Genomic DNA, 16,380 nt, shown 5'->3' with positions numbered 1-16,380 from the left:
AATGACAAATGACAAATTTCAAGATATTTTCGGTTTATGCAGATGCCAACTAGTGGATTGCTCATAAGCATAAGCTACCTGAAACAGTAGGTCTTCTCGCAGCACATTGCCAATTAGCTGTAATCCTATCGGTAGCCCCTGATCGTCAAAACCACATGGCAAACTTAAACTAGGTAAACCAGCAAGATTTACAGGAATAGTCATCAAGTCGGTTAAATACATACTCAAGGGGTCAGTAGTTTTTTCCCCTGCTTTGAATGCTGTAGTGGGAGATGTGGGACAAACCAACACATCAACCGCGCTAAAAGCCTTTTCAAAGTCTTGCTTAATTAAAGTACGGACTTTTTGCGCTTTTAGATAGTAAGCGTCATAATAGCCAGCCGAAAGAGCGTAAGTGCCAATCATAATTCGGCGCTTGACTTCTGTACCAAAACCAGCCGCACGGGTACGAGTGTACATCGATAACAGATTATCTGCATCAGGAGCGCGATAGCCATATTTAACGCCATCGTAACGAGCCAGGTTTGCTGATGCTTCTGATGGGGCGATGATGTAATAGGTGGGTAAGCCATAGCGAAACCGGGGACAGGAAATTATATGAATTTCTGCTCCCAAACTTTGTAGTTGATCTACTGCTTTAGTAACAGCTTGTTCCACTACAGAGTCTAAACCTTCACCAAAAGTTTCTTTAATGATACCAATTTTTAGCTGACCTCTGGGTTTGAAGTCTGGTTTTAAGCTAGCAGCATAGTTGGGAATGGGAACTTTCAAGCTGGTAGAGTCTTTAGGATCGTAACCTGCGATCGCACTCAATAATATTGCGGCATCTTCTACTGTGTTTCCAAATGGCCCAATTTGATCCAAAGACGAAGCGTAAGCCACCAAACCATAACGAGAAACCAGACCATAAGTTGGTTTCATTCCCACAACACCGCAGAAAGATGCAGGTTGGCGAATCGAACCGCCAGTATCAGAACCGAGAGCAACTACACATTCTTGAGCCGCCACCGCCGCCGCAGAACCCCCCGAAGAACCACCCGGAACTCGTGACAAATCCCAAGGATTAGCCGTGACTTGGTAGGCAGAGTTTTCTGTAGAACTACCCATTGCAAACTCATCCAAGTTGGTTTTGCCTACCATGACCGCCCCAACATCTGCCAGTTTTTGTGTCGCTGTTGATTCATAAGGCGGCACGAAGTTTTCCAAAATCCGGGAGGCACAGGTTGTGGGAACTCCCTTGGTGCATAAATTGTCCTTGATACCCACAGGAATCCCTGCTAACAGGCCAATTTCTTCTCCCGCAGCAATTTTGGCATCCACAGCACCCGCCTGCTCTAATGCTCGTTCTGCCGTCACACATAAAAAGCTGTGCAATTTCGGCTCTAATGCTTGAATACGCTCTAAAGCTTCTTGGGTAATTTCAACAGCAGAACGTTCTTTTTTAACCAGTTGTTGGTGCAACTCGCGGATGGATGCCATGATTGCTCTCTTTGTGACTCAAGTCATTGATTTTAGTACATATTGGCCGAAATTGGGTATAGGGTATTGGGCATTGGTTATTCTCCTTGTGCCCCTCATCACCCTTATCTTCCCCTGTCTGCCCTACTTCCTTATCCCCTACTCCCGGCACATCTGAATCTAAGCAAATTAATATCTATTGAAACGTGTTTAATATGTTTTAAAAACAGCAAATATATAGCTATCAACCATCCGTTGAAGAGTTTACTAAAGTTTTGATATACATTGATATATATTTACTACTTTCTGTAAGAGTATAGCAGTGTTTTCTAGTGATATAATTCTATATTCTAAGGGCTATCAATACTACAAGGTTCATAATTTTATCAATTAATTAATTTTGCAAAAATTTTTTCAGGGGTAGGGTAGGATGATCAAAATAGCCACACGCAAATATTTAGGCAAACAAAATGTTTATGACATTGGGGTTGAGCGTGACCATAATTTTGCGATTAAAAATGGCTTGATAGCTTCCAATTGTTTCAATAAATCCCATTCCACTGCCTATGGTTATGTAACTTATCAAACAGCATATTTAAAAGCTAATTACCCATTGGAATATATGGCGGCACTGTTAACGGCTAACAGTGGTGATACCGATAAGGTACAGAGATATATTACTAACTGTACAAATATGGGGATTTCCATAGATCCGCCAGACATTAATCGTTCTGGTGTTGACTTTACACCGACGGCAGGAAAGATTCTGTTTGGATTTTCGGCGGTGCGTAACGTGGGACAAAATGCGATCGCTTGTATTTTGGAAGCGAGAAATGATACAGGAGAGTTTAAATCCCTCGCTGATTTTTGCGATCGGGTGGATTTACGTGCTGTTAACCGCCGAACTCTGGAGTCGCTGATTTACTGTGGAGCCTTTGACAAAATTGAACCCAACCGTCAACAGTTAATTAACGACTCAGAATTAGTGTATGATTGGGCACAATCTCGCGCTAAAGACAGAGCCAGTGGTCAAGGGAATCTATTTGATTTGTTGGGCGACGGATTTTCTTCGACTCAGAATAAAAGAGCAAATAACGCTTTTGAAACTGCTCCTAAATCTAAACCTGTGACAGATTTACCCCCACAGAAAAAGTTGCAGATGGAAAAAGAATTACTAGGCTTTTATGTATCAGATCATCCACTGAAATCCTTACGGCAAATAGCACCACTTTTGACTCCAATTAACCTTTCACAACTGGGAGAACAAAGGGAAGATACAAGGCTTTGTGCAGTTGTGATGTTAAATAACGTCAAAAAGGTGGTGACGAAAAAAGGCGATCAGATGGCAATTCTGCAAATAGAAGACCTAACTACACAATCAGAAGCTGTAGTTTTTCCAAAAACTTATGAACGCATTAGTACACTACTCCAAGTTGATACTAGATTGATTATTTGGGGAAAAGTAGATCGACGAGACGAGCAAACTCAATTTATTCTTGAAGATGCAGAACCAGTGGAAACAGTACAAATGGTGATGGTCGAGTTAAATCCCCAACAAGCAGGTAATATCGAAGAATTACATCGCTTAAAAACAATTTTGCAAGACCACTCAGTAGACAAAGAAAAGGCGAGAATGCCAGTGATTGGAATTATTCAAACTGAAACTTCTCGTAAGCTTGTTCGCTTAGGTTGGCAATTTTGCGTACAAGATTCTAGGATAACCGTTCAAGCTTTGCAAAACGCTAGTTTTCCTGCTCATATAAAATCGCTGATTGGTAGCTGAGGCCAGGAGTGAAAAATCCACCAATACTGAAAAGCAGCTTAAAAATTAGTTTTATTGAACTGTCAACAGTAAATCGCCTTAAGTACTTGGGACTTTTATCGTTTTTTTAGTTACTTATGCGGATGATGATTTCCTTGAGGGAGTGGTATCTTTTTATGCTAAGACCCTTAAGGCTGCGACCGGGGGAAGGAGTTAAAACTTGATGATTGTAAACGAGCTACATAAATTTGTCTCATACTGTAAAAGAATTCAACCCCAAACTCACGAGGACATTCAAAAATTTTTTGAAGGAGTAATATTGTTTCCTTATGATAAGGAACTTCTATTGCAAGCTTATTTATTTCTGAATATTAAAGAATTGTTTCCCTCCTGCGCTGAATTGCTGCTATTTGAAAAGTCTCCAATTTCAGATTATACAGATTTAGGGAAGTGTGATTTTGTCTTCTTGACCTTTAAAGGTAGCTTGTTTTTAATTGAAACTAAGTTTATTGATACAGAAGCAACTGGAGCAACAGAACGAAAAAGAAGAAATAAACATAGAAACAAGGTATTTGAGCAAGTTATTACTTTAAAAGGTCGATTTAGCGAATATTGGAATATGAGGCTAGATCAATTAGAGTGCGGGGTTTTCACAACAGATTCAGAAGTTGCTTGGCGAGGAAATGGTGTGAATGTCACATCTAAATCAATATCTATAGATAAGCTCGAACAATGGCGAAGGAGTTATCACAGTACTGAAAAGTTTCTATCTCATCAAGATGTGTCAAAGTTTGAGGGAAAGGTTAATTTGAAAAGTTGAGCCAAGACCTAATTATAGTTATTACAGTGAATGGTGTATGGGGCATAAAAGTAATCAATAATGCCCCATACACCAACCCAGATAAATTATCTGGGTTTTCTTCCCATCAATCTTTATTGCCAAACGTAGATTAGGATAAACAAAATAATCCAAATAACATCGACGAAGTGCCAGAACAATGAAGTCGCGTTCACGCCGAAGTGGCCTGTGTCGTAGTTGCCAGGAATGAAAGAACGTACCAAAATTATTGACTGCAACAGAATACCAGTGAAAACGTGCAAACCGTGGAAACCTGTTAGCAGGTAAAATGTTCCGCCAAATACCCCTGTGGTGAAGCCAAAATCGAGGCCGTTCCATTCAATCGCTTGCCCAACCAAAAAGTAAGTTCCCATCGCCATTGTTGTCAAGAGAAACAGGCGAAATTTTACTAAGTCATGGCGTTGAAGGGCACGTTCTGCTAAGTAAATCACAAAACTACTAGCGACAAGAATTATCGTGTTGATTGTCGGTTCTTTTACTTCTAGCCCGGAAACGCCAGCTGGTAGCCAGTTAGGGGTTGTTGTTTTGTAGATGGCATATCCGGCGAAAAAACTTAAGAAAATGACGCTTTCTGAGAGGAGGAAGACAATGAAGCCAAACATCTTGTTGCCTTCTTCGCCGTGGGTATGTTCTGCGGGTGTGTGGTGCAGTTCGTGGGGATTGATATAGGTGTCCATTTTTGTTGGTTTGAGGGGGAATTTGAAAACGCAGAGGAACGCGGAGGGAAGCGCAGAGGGACGCGGAGGGTTTTTGCGTCTTCCCGATAGTTTGCGTTTATTCTGGGAGGTTGGATGTTAAGGGTTCTGATTTGCCGTAGCCGTAGGGTTCGGAGATGATGATGGGGATTTCTTCAAAGTTTTCTACTGGGGGGGGTGAAGAAACTAACCACTCTAGTCCGATTGCTCGCCAAGGGTTAGCGGGTGCTTTCTCGCCTTGCATCCAAGAAATCACCATGTTGAATATAAAGGGCAAGGTGGACATTCCTAAGAGAAATCCGCCCAGGCTGGCGATGATATTCCAGGATGTGTACTCTGGGGCGTAGGAAGCAACTCGGCGCAACATCCCTTGCAATCCTAATGGGTGCATGGGCAAAAAGTTGAGGTTGGTGCCGATGAAGGCTAACCAGAAGTGGATTTTACCCCAGCTTTCGGAGTACATTCGCCCGGTCATTTTGGGGAACCAGTGGTAGATGGCAGCATACAAGCCCATCGTCACTGTGCCGTAGAGGACGTAGTGGAAGTGTCCCACTACAAAGTAGGTATTGTTAACGTGGACATCAACGGGCACGGAAGAAAGCATGATGCCTGTGATTCCTGCGAAGACAAACATGATTAATGCACCCAAGGCAAACAGCATGGGGGTATTTAGCCGCAGTTTACCGCCCCAAATAGTTGCTACCCAAGCAAATACTTTAATTCCTGTGGGGACAGATACAAACATCGTCGTCAGCATGAAAATCAACCGCATCCAGCCGGGTGTACCACTGACGTACATGTGGTGTACCCAAACAATACCACTGACGATCGCAATCAAAATGGATGAAACGGCAACTACTCTGTAACCAAATAAGGGTTTACGTGAATAAACTGGAAAGATTTCCGAGAAAATGCCGAAGATGGGCAAAATAATCACGTAAACGGCGGGGTGGGAGTAGAACCAGAAGTAATGCTCAAACATTACTGGATTACCACCCTTGGCGGGATCGAAAAAGGCAGTGCCTGCTGTGAGGTCGAGTAGCAGCATTACCGCACCAGCTGTCAATGCAGGTAGTCCAAATAGTTGGATGATTTGGGCGCTAAATACTGCCCAGACAAACAACGGCATTTTGAAGAAGCCCATTCCTGGGGCCCGCATCTTCACGATTGTGGTGACAAAGTTCACTGCCCCCATAATTGAGGATACGCCGGATATTGCCACCGCCAAGAGCCAGAGAACTTGACCATTAATCAAGTTACCTGTGGGATTCTGAAGACTGACTGGCGGATAAGACCACCAACCGGCTTGGGCTGGGCCACCAGGGACAAAGAAGCTACCCATCATGATAATTCCGACTACTGGCACCATCCAAAAGGCGACGGCGTTGAGGCGGGGAAATGCCATATCTCGCGCCCCAATCATCAGGGGTACTAAATAGTTGGCAAAACCAACGAGTGAGGGAAATGTCCACAAAAACAGCATCACAGTGCCGTGCATGGTGAACATACCGTTGTAGATGGTGCGATCGACTAAATCTGATTCGGGTGTCATCAGTTCTCCCCGCATCACCATCGCAAAGATACCGCCGACGAGAAAGAAGAAGAAGGAGGTAACGAGATACTGGATACCAATTACCTTGTGGTCAGTACTAAAGCTGAAGTATTCTTTCCAGTTACTTGGAGATTCGTGGTTATGCTTCTCATCAGGGAGAAGGATACCTTCAATAGGAACATTAGTCATGGTTAGTTTCCTTTCAACCAGGTGAATTGACTAGAGGAGGTGCAGCAGGTGGAACTGTAACCCAACCAGTTTGGACCGATTGATTGGATGTTTGAGCATACTCAGAAGCTGCCTGATTATTTGCTACGGATGGTTTTTGGGTTGCAGCTTGTGCTAGCCATTGCTGATAATCTTCAGGAGATTCGACAACCACATTCGCCTGCATCGTCGCAAAGTATGTACCGCTATATTGGGAATCGGTCAATCGGTATTTGCCAGCGCGGATGGGAGTAAATTCAAAGTCGATCGCATGGTTAGGAATAATATCCTGCTTGAGGCGAAATGCAGGTATATAGAAGCCGTGCAAAACGTCTTGTGATTTCAGCGCTAAACGTATTCTGCGATCGCTCGGTAAATGCAATTCGGTACTGGTAATATCTCTTTCTGGGTAATGAAAAACCCACGCCCACTGTTTAGCTAGTACGTCGATTTTTTCTACAGGTTCCGCTAAAGCGTTAGCTGGCGCATCTTTTGGTTCTGCATAAGCCGATTCCATTCCCAATGGATTATGCAGGTGAACTATTTCCGATGGGCCTTGAATCCCCATTTGTTCGTAAACTTGGTAGCTGTAGCCCGCAATCCACAACACTAACAGAATTGGAATTGCTGTCCAGACAACTTCTAAGGTGATATTACCTTCAATTGGGGGGCCGTCGGTAAAGTCATCTTTGACTGCCCGATGGAAGATCACAGAATACATCAGAGTACTTGTTACTCCCAAGAAGATGAAAGCGCCGAGGGTTACTAAGAAGCTAATCAAATCATCAATTAGTACGGATTCGGCTGCTGCTTGGGGGGGAAGCCAGGAGTAAGCCTGCTGCCCGATCCAGAGACTTGTAATAGTCACTGCGATCGCGCCTGTAAGCAGCGTCAAAATATTTAAAATCTTCTGGATTTTCATGGTCATTGGTCATTGGTCATTAGTCATTGGTCATTGGTCATTGGTCATTTGTCATTGGTCATTTGATGGTTAGTAACTTTAAACAAATGACAAATGACTTATTTGAGTGTTGTATTGAGGTCTTGGTGCGATCGCAGCAAATTATCTGCTGTATTGTGTACGCCAAACTCGGCAGCCATTTGTGCCCCTAGTGTCCCGTGGACGTACAGAATGAACATGATTGCTATGCCTGCCAACAGATAGATCCATTGCACTTCTCTATCTGTCTGTTTATATTCTTGTTTGGCCCAAACGAAGCGCTGCCATCCTCTCCAGATGGTCAAGACAACAATCAGCGCTAATAAGAACACACCACCCACACCATGCCAAAGCATAGTTTCCATTGCCTGCAATCCCCAGGCACTTTTCATATCAGCTGGTGGTGTTGCCAACAGCATTTCATAAAAGCCTGCTGCCACTGTGAAAAATGTGATGATACTGGCACCTAGCATGTTGTACCAGCCAACATCAAATAAGTTGTCACGTTCCACAGTAATTGCTAAAAATTTGAAGACCCATTTTTCAAAGGGGAACAGAACACCGACAATATCAAAGGTCATTCCAATAATGAACAAACCTATTGTCAGATGGACTAAGTTAGGATGAATGGGAATTATGTAAGGTAATCCGTTTGCGCCTAGAGAGCCGCTTAATTGATCAATTAATTCTGAGTTCATCGCAACAGACCATCCTTTACTGCTTCTACAACTGGCACTGTATGCAATCCATACACCCAAACAAGTTCATCTCCGAGATATACTTGCAAGCCAACTATTAAAGTTAAAACTAGTCCGGCTCCCAAATAATAAATTGGTACTTTTTGCGGGTTGCGGGCACGAATTACATAGCGCCAAGCTGTAATTGCCGTGATGATTCCCGAAAGTGACCAACCAATCAGCGTATGCAAATTTAGCACCGATTTAGCTAGGCTGTAAGGTTGTGCTAAACCTGCTTCAAACTGACCAAAAATAATCGCAACGAAGATGGCGATCGTGGCAACTACCATGTTCCACCAACTCACCTCAAAAAGACCGGATTTACCAGTAAAATAGCCAACTACATCGCAGAAAAAGGAAAACAATACCATCGCAATTACGAAGTGGACAACGATGGGATGAATCGTATCTGGATAAGGTAAATTGTGGTCGTTCAAAGATGTCAAATACTCAAGCATTGTTTCTCCTGGACATATCTACCGCACTTTGGTCAATCAATTTTGGATTTTAGATTTATTCCATCCCTGACGAGAGATAAACCAGAAGACCCTAATCCAAAATCTAAAATCACTAGTCAAACTTCAATAATTGATGGATACTCACTAACATCACCACAAGTATCCATCGATAATTGACTGGAATCTGTTCAATTTATGCGCGGTGCAATACGCTTAATCTTGTCTTAGCTTTTGTAGCCAAATCAGGTTTAATTGCCTACATGGAATAATTTTGGTTTCGATTCATTCCCTCATGCGGATAGTCTGCAACAGCAATTCTTGATGTAGCTAAATCAAATTGCTGTTGTTTGTTGATTTGCTTAACCTATCCTTTAGCTTAAGTAAATTTTTATGAATTGTCAAAACAATAAATATTAAACTTTTAACAGTTAGTTATCTAACAAATAAATATTTCCATAATGTATTGATTTTTGCAATAATTTAAATACTACAAAACCTAAATACAAGATTTGTCTGTAAAGTATTTCACAATCATCGAATATTTGTTTGTGATGCAAACAACAAAATATTTAAACTGCTCAAAATGCCCCTGAAAATGAGAAAAGTAAAGAATCAAGACACAAAAGTATCGAACCACGTTAAGTCAGAACCTAGAAATAAGGTGGATTACCACAGGTTCACTTTTTCCTTCTCATAAAATTCTCATAATTCTTTCATTTTTATCTTGCTTCTGCTAAAGTGAGACAAAAGTGAGAAGATTATGAAATTGCTATAATGAGATTTAATATCAATAATTTTAAGATGCAACTACCGCAGTACGGGCAAAAATTGGCTGTAGCATCTGGGCTACTATTAAGTCTATGTTTGGGTGGGTGTGGCCCAACCTCTAACTCTCAACCACAGTTAAGTTCAAATCCAGGCACAGCTACTACCACCAACCTAGATATAGATAAAAAAGATAAAAAAGTAGTTCTTACCACCTTTACAGTCATTGCAGATATGGCGCAAAACGTGGCGGGAGACAAGGCGATTGTCGAATCTATCACTAAACCAGGGACGGAAATTCATGGTTACGAACCAACTCCTAGCGATTTGGTGAGGGCGCAAAAAGCAGACATAATTTTGAATAATGGTCTGAATTTAGAGCGTTGGGCACAGAAGTTGTATAACAGCGTCCCCAAAGTGCCTCACATTACCCTCACTGAGGGAATTAAACCTGTAGAAATTGCGGAGGATACTTACAAAGGAAAGCCTAATCCCCATGCTTGGATGTCACCACAAAACGCCTTGATCTACGTAGAGAATATTCGCAAGGCATTGGTTAATTTGGACTCAGCAAATGCAGAGACTTATAATACCAATGCCAAAGCATACAGCCAAAAAATTAAGGACGTTGATGAGAAACTGCGAAAAGCTGTTTCGGTAGTTCCAGTAGAGAAGCGCTACATAGTAAGCTGTGAAGGCGCATTTTCATACGTTACCCGCGATTATAATTTGAAAGAAGCTTATCTCTGGGCAGTCAACTCTGAACAGCAAGCTACTCCCAAACAGCTAGAAAAAGTCATTGATACAGTTAAAAAAAATAAAATCCCTGTAGTTTTCTGCGAAAGTACAGTTAATGATGGGGCACAACGTCAGGTAGCTAAAGAATCGGGAGCAAAGTTTGGTGGAGTGTTTTACGTTGATTCTCTATCTCCAGCGGATGGGCCAGCACCAACTTATCTCAAGTTGTTAGAAGGTAATATTAATACTCTAACTCAGGGATTAGGGGAAAAGTGAGCAAGTATGCAAGAATAAATCTAACTATTGAAAATAAGCTTGTAGTAACGAATTTAGTCCTATTTTGTTCTCTGGAAAACGTTACATCTTTGGAAAGAGGGCTGAAGCTGCTTACTACAAGCTATTAATTAATTTTAGAGGTGATTTTTAATGAAATCCATTAGTATTGATGTCGAAAATTTGACAGTTGCTTACCACGGCAAAGTTGCTTTGCATGGTGCTTTTTTGCAAATTCAAACAGGTTCAATCAGTGGTTTGGTGGGGATGAATGGTAGCGGTAAATCAACCCTATTTAAAGCAATTATGGGGTTTTTGAAGCCAGTCACAGGAAGGGTTTTGATTAATGGTTTACCGATAAAAACTGTGCAGAAAAAAAGCTTGGTGGCTTATGTACCACAGTCGGAAGAGGTGGACTGGAATTTTCCAGTAAGTGTCCATGATGTGGTGATGATGGGACGCTATGGATACATGAATATACTACGAATCCCCTCGGCGAACGATCAAAGAGTGGTAAGGGAGAGTTTGGAAAGGGTGCAAATGTGGTCAATGCGCGATCGCCAAATTGGAGAACTCTCTGGTGGACAGAAAAAACGTGCTTTTCTTGCCCGTGCTTTGGCACAACAGGGAACAGTTTTACTATTAGATGAACCCTTCACTGGGGTAGATATTAAAACAGAAAAAGCAATGATTGACTTATTGCTGGAATTGCGAGAAGAAGGTCATACAATCTTGATTTCTACCCATGATTTAGCATCTATCACGACTTTCTGTAACCAAGTAGTACTCATTAACCGGACTATTCTAGCTTATGGTGATACATCCGAAGTCTTCACAGAAGAGAATCTATCACGGACTTTTGGCGGTTCTCTAGGAGATTTGTCTCTCGGCAAAAGTCAGATAATCCGTGGAAATAAAAATGAATCTGATTGATTGATAATTTTTAATTTATATTGTTTGGATTAAAGTTATAAAAATATGAATACTCTCGCATTCTTAGACTGGTTCACCACACCTCTACAGCATGAATTCATGGTGAAGGCAATTTGTGTAAGTGCCTTAGTTGGTGTGGTCTGTTCTGTTTTATCTTGTTTTATGACTCTTAAAGGTTGGGCCTTAATGGGAGATGCTGTTTCTCATGCGGTAATGCCTGGGGTAGTAATTGCTTATGTCTTAAATATCCCTTTTGCTGTGGGCGCTTTTGTCTTTGGAGTGGGTTCAGTTATTGCGATCGGTTATATCAAAGCGAAGACAAGGATTAAAGAAGATACTGTCATTGGACTTGTATTTACAGGATTTTTTGCTCTGGGTTTGGTACTAGTTTCCAAGACTCCAAGCAGCGTAGACTTGACGCATATTTTGTTTGGGAATGTCTTAGGTATTTCTAATGAAGACATTCTCCAAACGGTGATTATTAGCGGGATTACTTTAGTAACAATAGCTATTTTACGCAGAGATTTACTATTATTTTGTTTTGACCCCACTCATGCACGTTCCATTGGCTTAAACACAGGAGCGCTGCACTATATTTTACTATCATTACTCTCTTTAACTGCTGTCGCCGGACTCCAGACAGTGGGAATTATTCTGGTTGTCGCTATGTTAGTGACTCCAGGAGCAACGGCTTATTTATTAACAGACCGTTTCGACCAGATGATACTAATTTCAATGGCATCTGGAGTATTTTCTAGTGTTATGGGGACTTACATCAGCTATCATATCGATGGTGCAACTGGGGGTTGTATAGTGGTGTTACAAACCTTGTTGTTTGTCATAGCAATGATTTTTGCACCTAAACATGGGTTACTGGTAAGAGCAAAGAAGCAAGAAAACACTGACTGATTCAGTATGAAATAGCCTTTGCTATCTACCTAACCCACATTCCGCAGGTGTGAGGGCGAAACAAGTGTCATTTAAAATTGTAGTAATTGGTACTTCTTTAGGCGGATTATCAGCATTGAAAATTGTCCTAGGGAATTTACCAGTAGACTTTCCTGTGCCGATCGCGATCGTCCAACACCGTCATAAAGAGTCTATTAACACACTCAAGGATTTATTACAAGAATCCACTTTGTTGAAAATTCGAGAAGTGGAAGACAAGGACGAAATACTATCAGGACATATCTACATAGCCCCAGCAGATTATCATTTACTGGTTGAACCAGGTCATTTTGCCCTCTCAACTGATAAACCTGTTTCTTATGCCAGACCATCTATTGATGTGCTGTTTGAGTCGGCAGCCGATGTCTACACAGAGCAAGTTATTGGTGTAATATTGACTGGAGCAAACCAAGATGGTATGCAAGGTCTTAAGAAAATAAAAGCGCGGGGAGGAATTACTATTGTACAAGAACCTGCCACAGCTGAGAGCTATGTTATGCCAGAGGCCGCAATTTCTGCTGTTACAGTAGACTGGATTTTGACACTCTCAAACATTGCTTCCCAGATGGTCAAGCTTTGTTATTCATCATAGAAAGAAACCGATGCAAATGGAACCCCAAGTAAACATCCTCCTAGTGGATGATAAACTAGAAAATTTGCTGGCACTAGAGGCAATCCTAGAAAAACTAGGGGAGAATCTCGTGAGAGCTACTTCTGGGGAGGAAGCTTTGCGGTGTCTGCTGCATCAAGACTTTGCAGTTATTTTGCTTGATGTGCAAATGCCTGGGATGGATGGCTTTGAAACTGCTACCTTAATTCGCAATCGGGGGCGATCGCGTCACACTCCAATTATCTTTCTCACCGCCTTTAGCAGCAGCGACCAAATGCTATTTAAAGGCTATGCCTTGGGTGCCGTTGATTATTTGCTCAAACCACTAGACCCGAATATTTTGACTTCTAAAGTTACAGTATTCGTAGAACTATTTAAGAAAACAGAAGCTGTCAAGCAACAAGCAGCGCAGTTAGTAGCTGTAAATACAGAACTGAGGCAAAGTGAAGAACGATTGCGATCGCTAAGTACTTGCTCACCCGTTGGCATTTTTGAAATTGATACTGAAGGAGGATGTAGATATACAAATCCTCGTTATCAGGCAATTTGTGGTTTAAAAGCGGCCGAAAGTTTAGAAAAAATATGGCTGGAATCTGTTCATCCAGAAGACAGAGAACGAGCGATCGCTAGTTGGTCTGCTTACATTTGTGAAGGTCGGGACTACTCGGAAGAATTTCGCTTTCAAACTGCTCACGGTAGCGTCCGTTGGGTTCAAGTTCGCTCATCACCGATGCTTTCCGGTCAAGGGGAATTACTGGGATATGTAGGCACCCTTGAAGATATTACAGAACGCAAGCAAGCAGAAGAAGTCCGCGCTCAAGTGATTCGAGAACAGACGGCAAGACATGAAGCAGAAGCAGCGAATCGGATGAAAGATGAGTTTCTTGCTGTTCTCTCCCACGAACTCCGCACACCTCTAACCTCAATGCTGGGCTGGTCAAAAATCCTCCGCGCCAAGAAACTTGACGAAAAAGCCACTTCCCGCGCCTTGGAAGCGATCGAACGCAACGCAATGTCTCAGATGCAACTAATTGAGGATATCTTGGATGTATCCCGGATTATCCGTGGTCAGTTGCGGTTAAATGTATCTGCGGTGAATCTGCTCACAGTCATGGAGGCGGCATTAGAGGCAGTTCGTCCCTTAGCAGAACCGAAAGATATTAAGTTAAATACTATCCTGGATACTTCGGTAGGGTCAGTCTATGGCGATCCAGCCCGTTTACAGCAAGTTGTCTGGAACCTATTAACTAACGCCATTAAGTTTACCCCTAAAGGTGGTAGGGTAGATGTTAGGCTATCAAAGCATTTTGGATTTTCGATTTCAGACTTCAGCGTCAGCTCTCAGTCGAACGGTTTTGGATTGGGATCTGATGGTAAAAATTTAGCCTGTTCAAACACTGATGAAAGCAGTAATCTACAATCCCAAATTCAAAATTTAAAATCTCAGTACGCCCAAATTGAAGTTATCGATACGGGCATTGGTATCAGTTCAGAGTTTTTACCCAAAGTATTTGAGCGTTTTCGGCAAGCAGACAGTACCACAACGCGATCGCACAACGGACTAGGACTAGGATTAGCGATCGTTCGTCATTTAGTGGAACTGCACAAGGGTACAATCTTTGCCCAAAGTTCAGGCACTGGACAAGGAGCAACCTTTACTGTGAGACTACCACTGCTACAAGATTATAGGGGGAATAGAGAAGCAACAGGAAAAAGTTCCTCTCCTGTAGCATCTACGCCCCTTGCTGGATTAAGAGTGTTAGTTGTAGATGATGAGGCAGATACCCGTAACTTTCTCAGTTTTATGTTTGAGGAGTATGGGGCTTTTGCCACTGCGGTAGCATCAGTTGATGAAGCGCTAACAGTACTTGAACAAGCAAAACCAGATATCCTAATTAGCGACATCGGGATGTCAGGACAAGATGGTTATACGCTAATTCGGAAAGTGCGCTCTTTAGAACCAGAAAAAGGCGGACGCATCCCAGCGATCGCTTTAACAGCATACACACGAGAAGAAGACCGCTTGGAAGCCCTTTCAGCAGGGTTTCAACAGCATTTATCTAAGCCAATTGACCCCAATAAATTGATTGCTGCGGTTGCCAATGTATTAGAACTGCCTTTGGAAGTTCCAGTGAGTTGATTAGGCAGTGGAAGCAGGGGAGCAGGAGAAAAATTACAGTAAGTTTTTCCCCTCTGCACCTCTGCCTCTTATGCCCAATGCCCAATCAAGACGAAGTTAGAGCATGCTTTTTCAGTTCATCTAGAGAAACCACTTCCAAAGCCCTAGCATGAGTTGCTGAAAGTATTACGGGTGGAGCAACGCCAGCTTCGAGAGCTTCTTGCCAACGAGAAGCACACAAACACCAGCGATCGCCAGGCTTCAATCCAGGAAAATTAAAATCAGGAACAGCTGTGCCAAGATCGTTCCCTTGCGATTTGGTGAACTCCAAGAATTCTGATGTCACTTGGGCACATATAACGTGCGATCCGAAATCTTGACCACCTGTACGACAAAAACCGTCGCGGTAAAACCCAGTCACGGGAGAAGTACAGCAAACCTCTAGGTTTCCATCGATTACGTTTTTAGCGTCTGTCATCGTTAATTCGTTGTACTTGATTTTTCCACTTAAATATAAGCTTATATTTATTGTCAGTTCCCTGCTTAAAATTAAAACCGCTATCTCTGATTAATTCCGAAAAGCAAGGAATTATAGAATGACTTGTATGAAAATCGTTAAAAATAAACTTTTCAGCAGAATATTTAAGAGCGATCGCTCTCAGTTAAAATAAAAACCCCTGGCAAACTACCAGAGGTAATGCAAGTCAGTACTTTCGCATGGAATGTATCCTACTCCAATACCATAGCAACCCTCTAATTTACAGATATGCCATTTTGCCAAACAAAAAAAGCCCTCAGTAGTAAGCTGAGGGTTATTTTTTCTAAAATAGCGGTAATATAAAAAGCTATTATTCCCAGACAAGCAAGTAAATCTAAACTTGTAGCCGTTTTTAATCTGGTGTAAGGAGGCAACCGTTGCAAACAGAAGTGGCTTCCGACCATCAAAACCTTCTTCCATTTTTTACCAAAGGCTGCGCGAATTGAGCGTTAGTCCTGATTACAAACATTTTTTATTCAGCTTGATTAACCGGACATGATATTAAATAAGCAAAACTAATAAGTTGTATCAGTTTTACTGAAGTAATAAAAGTTGATTAAAAATTGTAAAGCATTGTAAAGTAGATTCACAGGCGAAAACAAAACCGTCTGATTCATAAATAACTAACCGCACTTATAAAACAATGACAACAACCTTACAACAGCGCTCAAGCGTCAATGTATGGGATCGATTCTGCGAATGGATCACCAGCACCAATAACCGCATCTACATCGGTTGGTTCGGCGTAGTCATGATTCCTACCCTGCTAGCCGCTACCGCCTGCTTCG

The 16,380-nt window shown here is 42.0% G+C and carries 14 protein-coding genes and 1 pseudogene; 8 read left to right on the top strand and 7 right to left on the bottom strand.

The genetic code is table 11. The annotated features are described in order from the left end of the window. Positions 1 to 18 precede the first annotated feature (18 nt). A complete protein-coding gene (gene gatA, locus H6G97_RS18200; RefSeq protein WP_190942130.1) occupies positions 19 to 1,479 on the bottom strand; it encodes an Asp-tRNA(Asn)/Glu-tRNA(Gln) amidotransferase subunit GatA in 1,461 nt (486 codons plus the stop codon). Between the two features lie 409 nt (positions 1,480 to 1,888). On the opposite strand from gatA, the gene H6G97_RS18195 reads away from it, so the two are divergent. Both H6G97_RS18195 and H6G97_RS18190 read left to right on the top strand, forming a co-directional pair. After that, complete coding sequence (locus H6G97_RS18195; protein WP_190942129.1) at positions 1,889 to 3,241, top strand: helix-hairpin-helix domain-containing protein; 1,353 nt, start codon at positions 1,889 to 1,891, stop codon at positions 3,239 to 3,241. A gap of 202 nt (positions 3,242 to 3,443) precedes the next feature. After that, positions 3,444 to 4,040: a hypothetical protein gene (locus H6G97_RS18190; RefSeq protein WP_190942128.1), complete on the top strand. Its 597-nt coding sequence runs from the start codon at positions 3,444 to 3,446 to the stop codon at positions 4,038 to 4,040. A gap of 113 nt (positions 4,041 to 4,153) precedes the next feature. On the opposite strand, the gene H6G97_RS18185 is transcribed toward H6G97_RS18190, so the two are convergent. The 5 genes from H6G97_RS18185 to H6G97_RS18165 form a co-directional block, all read right to left on the bottom strand. After that, positions 4,154 to 4,756, bottom strand: coding sequence for a cytochrome c oxidase subunit 3 (locus H6G97_RS18185; RefSeq protein WP_190942127.1), 603 nt, complete (start codon positions 4,754 to 4,756; stop codon positions 4,154 to 4,156). Between the two features lie 97 nt (positions 4,757 to 4,853). Next, complete coding sequence (gene ctaD / locus H6G97_RS18180; RefSeq protein WP_190912597.1) at positions 4,854 to 6,515, bottom strand: cytochrome c oxidase subunit I; 1,662 nt, start codon at positions 6,513 to 6,515, stop codon at positions 4,854 to 4,856. Positions 6,516 to 6,528: 13 nt separating this feature from the next. Further along, complete coding sequence (locus tag H6G97_RS18175) at positions 6,529 to 7,455, bottom strand: cytochrome c oxidase subunit II (protein ID WP_190912745.1); 927 nt, start codon at positions 7,453 to 7,455, stop codon at positions 6,529 to 6,531. Between the two features lie 98 nt (positions 7,456 to 7,553). Next, positions 7,554 to 8,171: a DUF2231 domain-containing protein gene (locus H6G97_RS18170; RefSeq protein ID WP_190942126.1), complete on the bottom strand. Its 618-nt coding sequence runs from the start codon at positions 8,169 to 8,171 to the stop codon at positions 7,554 to 7,556. After that, a complete protein-coding gene (locus H6G97_RS18165; RefSeq protein ID WP_190942125.1) occupies positions 8,168 to 8,668 on the bottom strand; it encodes a DUF2231 domain-containing protein in 501 nt (166 codons plus the stop codon). Before H6G97_RS18165 ends, H6G97_RS18170 begins: the two co-directional genes overlap by 4 nt. 774 nt (positions 8,669 to 9,442) lie before the next feature. Between H6G97_RS18165 and H6G97_RS18160 the strand changes: the two genes are divergently transcribed. From H6G97_RS18160 to H6G97_RS18140, 5 genes are all read left to right on the top strand, one after another. Then, positions 9,443 to 10,447, top strand: coding sequence for a metal ABC transporter substrate-binding protein (locus H6G97_RS18160; protein ID WP_190942124.1), 1,005 nt, complete (start codon positions 9,443 to 9,445; stop codon positions 10,445 to 10,447). Between the two features lie 150 nt (positions 10,448 to 10,597). Continuing rightward, complete coding sequence (locus H6G97_RS18155) at positions 10,598 to 11,377, top strand: metal ABC transporter ATP-binding protein (RefSeq protein ID WP_190942123.1); 780 nt, start codon at positions 10,598 to 10,600, stop codon at positions 11,375 to 11,377. 45 nt (positions 11,378 to 11,422) lie between these two features. Next, positions 11,423 to 12,286, top strand: coding sequence for a metal ABC transporter permease (locus tag H6G97_RS18150; protein WP_190942122.1), 864 nt, complete (start codon positions 11,423 to 11,425; stop codon positions 12,284 to 12,286). A gap of 64 nt (positions 12,287 to 12,350) precedes the next feature. Continuing rightward, positions 12,351 to 12,917, top strand: a complete 567-nt coding sequence (locus tag H6G97_RS18145; RefSeq protein ID WP_190942121.1) for a chemotaxis protein CheB — start codon at positions 12,351 to 12,353, stop codon at positions 12,915 to 12,917. A 10-nt stretch (positions 12,918 to 12,927) separates the two neighbouring features. Beyond that, positions 12,928 to 15,075, top strand: a complete 2,148-nt coding sequence (locus tag H6G97_RS18140) for a hybrid sensor histidine kinase/response regulator (RefSeq protein WP_190942120.1) — start codon at positions 12,928 to 12,930, stop codon at positions 15,073 to 15,075. An 85-nt stretch (positions 15,076 to 15,160) separates the two neighbouring features. On the opposite strand, the gene H6G97_RS18135 is transcribed toward H6G97_RS18140, so the two are convergent. Further along, complete coding sequence (locus H6G97_RS18135) at positions 15,161 to 15,532, bottom strand: DUF2237 family protein (RefSeq protein ID WP_190942119.1); 372 nt, start codon at positions 15,530 to 15,532, stop codon at positions 15,161 to 15,163. A gap of 703 nt (positions 15,533 to 16,235) precedes the next feature. Between H6G97_RS18135 and H6G97_RS18130 the strand changes: the two are divergent. After that, positions 16,236 to 16,380: pseudogene (locus tag H6G97_RS18130) on the top strand (photosystem II q(b) protein); the annotation flags it as partial.

Source organism: Nostoc flagelliforme FACHB-838 (assembly GCF_014698065.1).
GTDB lineage: Bacteria > Cyanobacteriota > Cyanobacteriia > Cyanobacteriales > Nostocaceae > Nostoc > Nostoc flagelliforme_B.
This window is presented reverse-complemented; position numbering and strand designations above follow the sequence as displayed.

Bases quoted from the DNA above. Each gene is read 5' to 3' on its own strand.
- gatA (WP_190942130.1), bottom strand. From the start codon at position 1,479: ATGGCATCCATCCGCGAGTTGCACCAACAACTGGTTAAAAAAGAACGT.
- H6G97_RS18195 (WP_190942129.1), top strand. From the start codon at position 1,889: ATGATCAAAATAGCCACACGCAAATATTTAGGCAAACAAAATGTTTAT.
- H6G97_RS18190 (WP_190942128.1), top strand. From the start codon at position 3,444: ATGATTGTAAACGAGCTACATAAATTTGTCTCATACTGTAAAAGAATT.
- H6G97_RS18185 (WP_190942127.1), bottom strand. From the start codon at position 4,756: ATGGACACCTATATCAATCCCCACGAACTGCACCACACACCCGCAGAA.
- ctaD (WP_190912597.1), bottom strand. From the start codon at position 6,515: ATGACTAATGTTCCTATTGAAGGTATCCTTCTCCCTGATGAGAAGCAT.
- H6G97_RS18175 (WP_190912745.1), bottom strand. From the start codon at position 7,455: ATGAAAATCCAGAAGATTTTAAATATTTTGACGCTGCTTACAGGCGCG.
- H6G97_RS18170 (WP_190942126.1), bottom strand. From the start codon at position 8,171: ATGAACTCAGAATTAATTGATCAATTAAGCGGCTCTCTAGGCGCAAAC.
- H6G97_RS18165 (WP_190942125.1), bottom strand. From the start codon at position 8,668: ATGCTTGAGTATTTGACATCTTTGAACGACCACAATTTACCTTATCCA.
- H6G97_RS18160 (WP_190942124.1), top strand. From the start codon at position 9,443: ATGAGATTTAATATCAATAATTTTAAGATGCAACTACCGCAGTACGGG.
- H6G97_RS18155 (WP_190942123.1), top strand. From the start codon at position 10,598: ATGAAATCCATTAGTATTGATGTCGAAAATTTGACAGTTGCTTACCAC.
- H6G97_RS18150 (WP_190942122.1), top strand. From the start codon at position 11,423: ATGAATACTCTCGCATTCTTAGACTGGTTCACCACACCTCTACAGCAT.
- H6G97_RS18140 (WP_190942120.1), top strand. From the start codon at position 12,928: ATGCAAATGGAACCCCAAGTAAACATCCTCCTAGTGGATGATAAACTA.
- H6G97_RS18135 (WP_190942119.1), bottom strand. From the start codon at position 15,532: ATGACAGACGCTAAAAACGTAATCGATGGAAACCTAGAGGTTTGCTGT.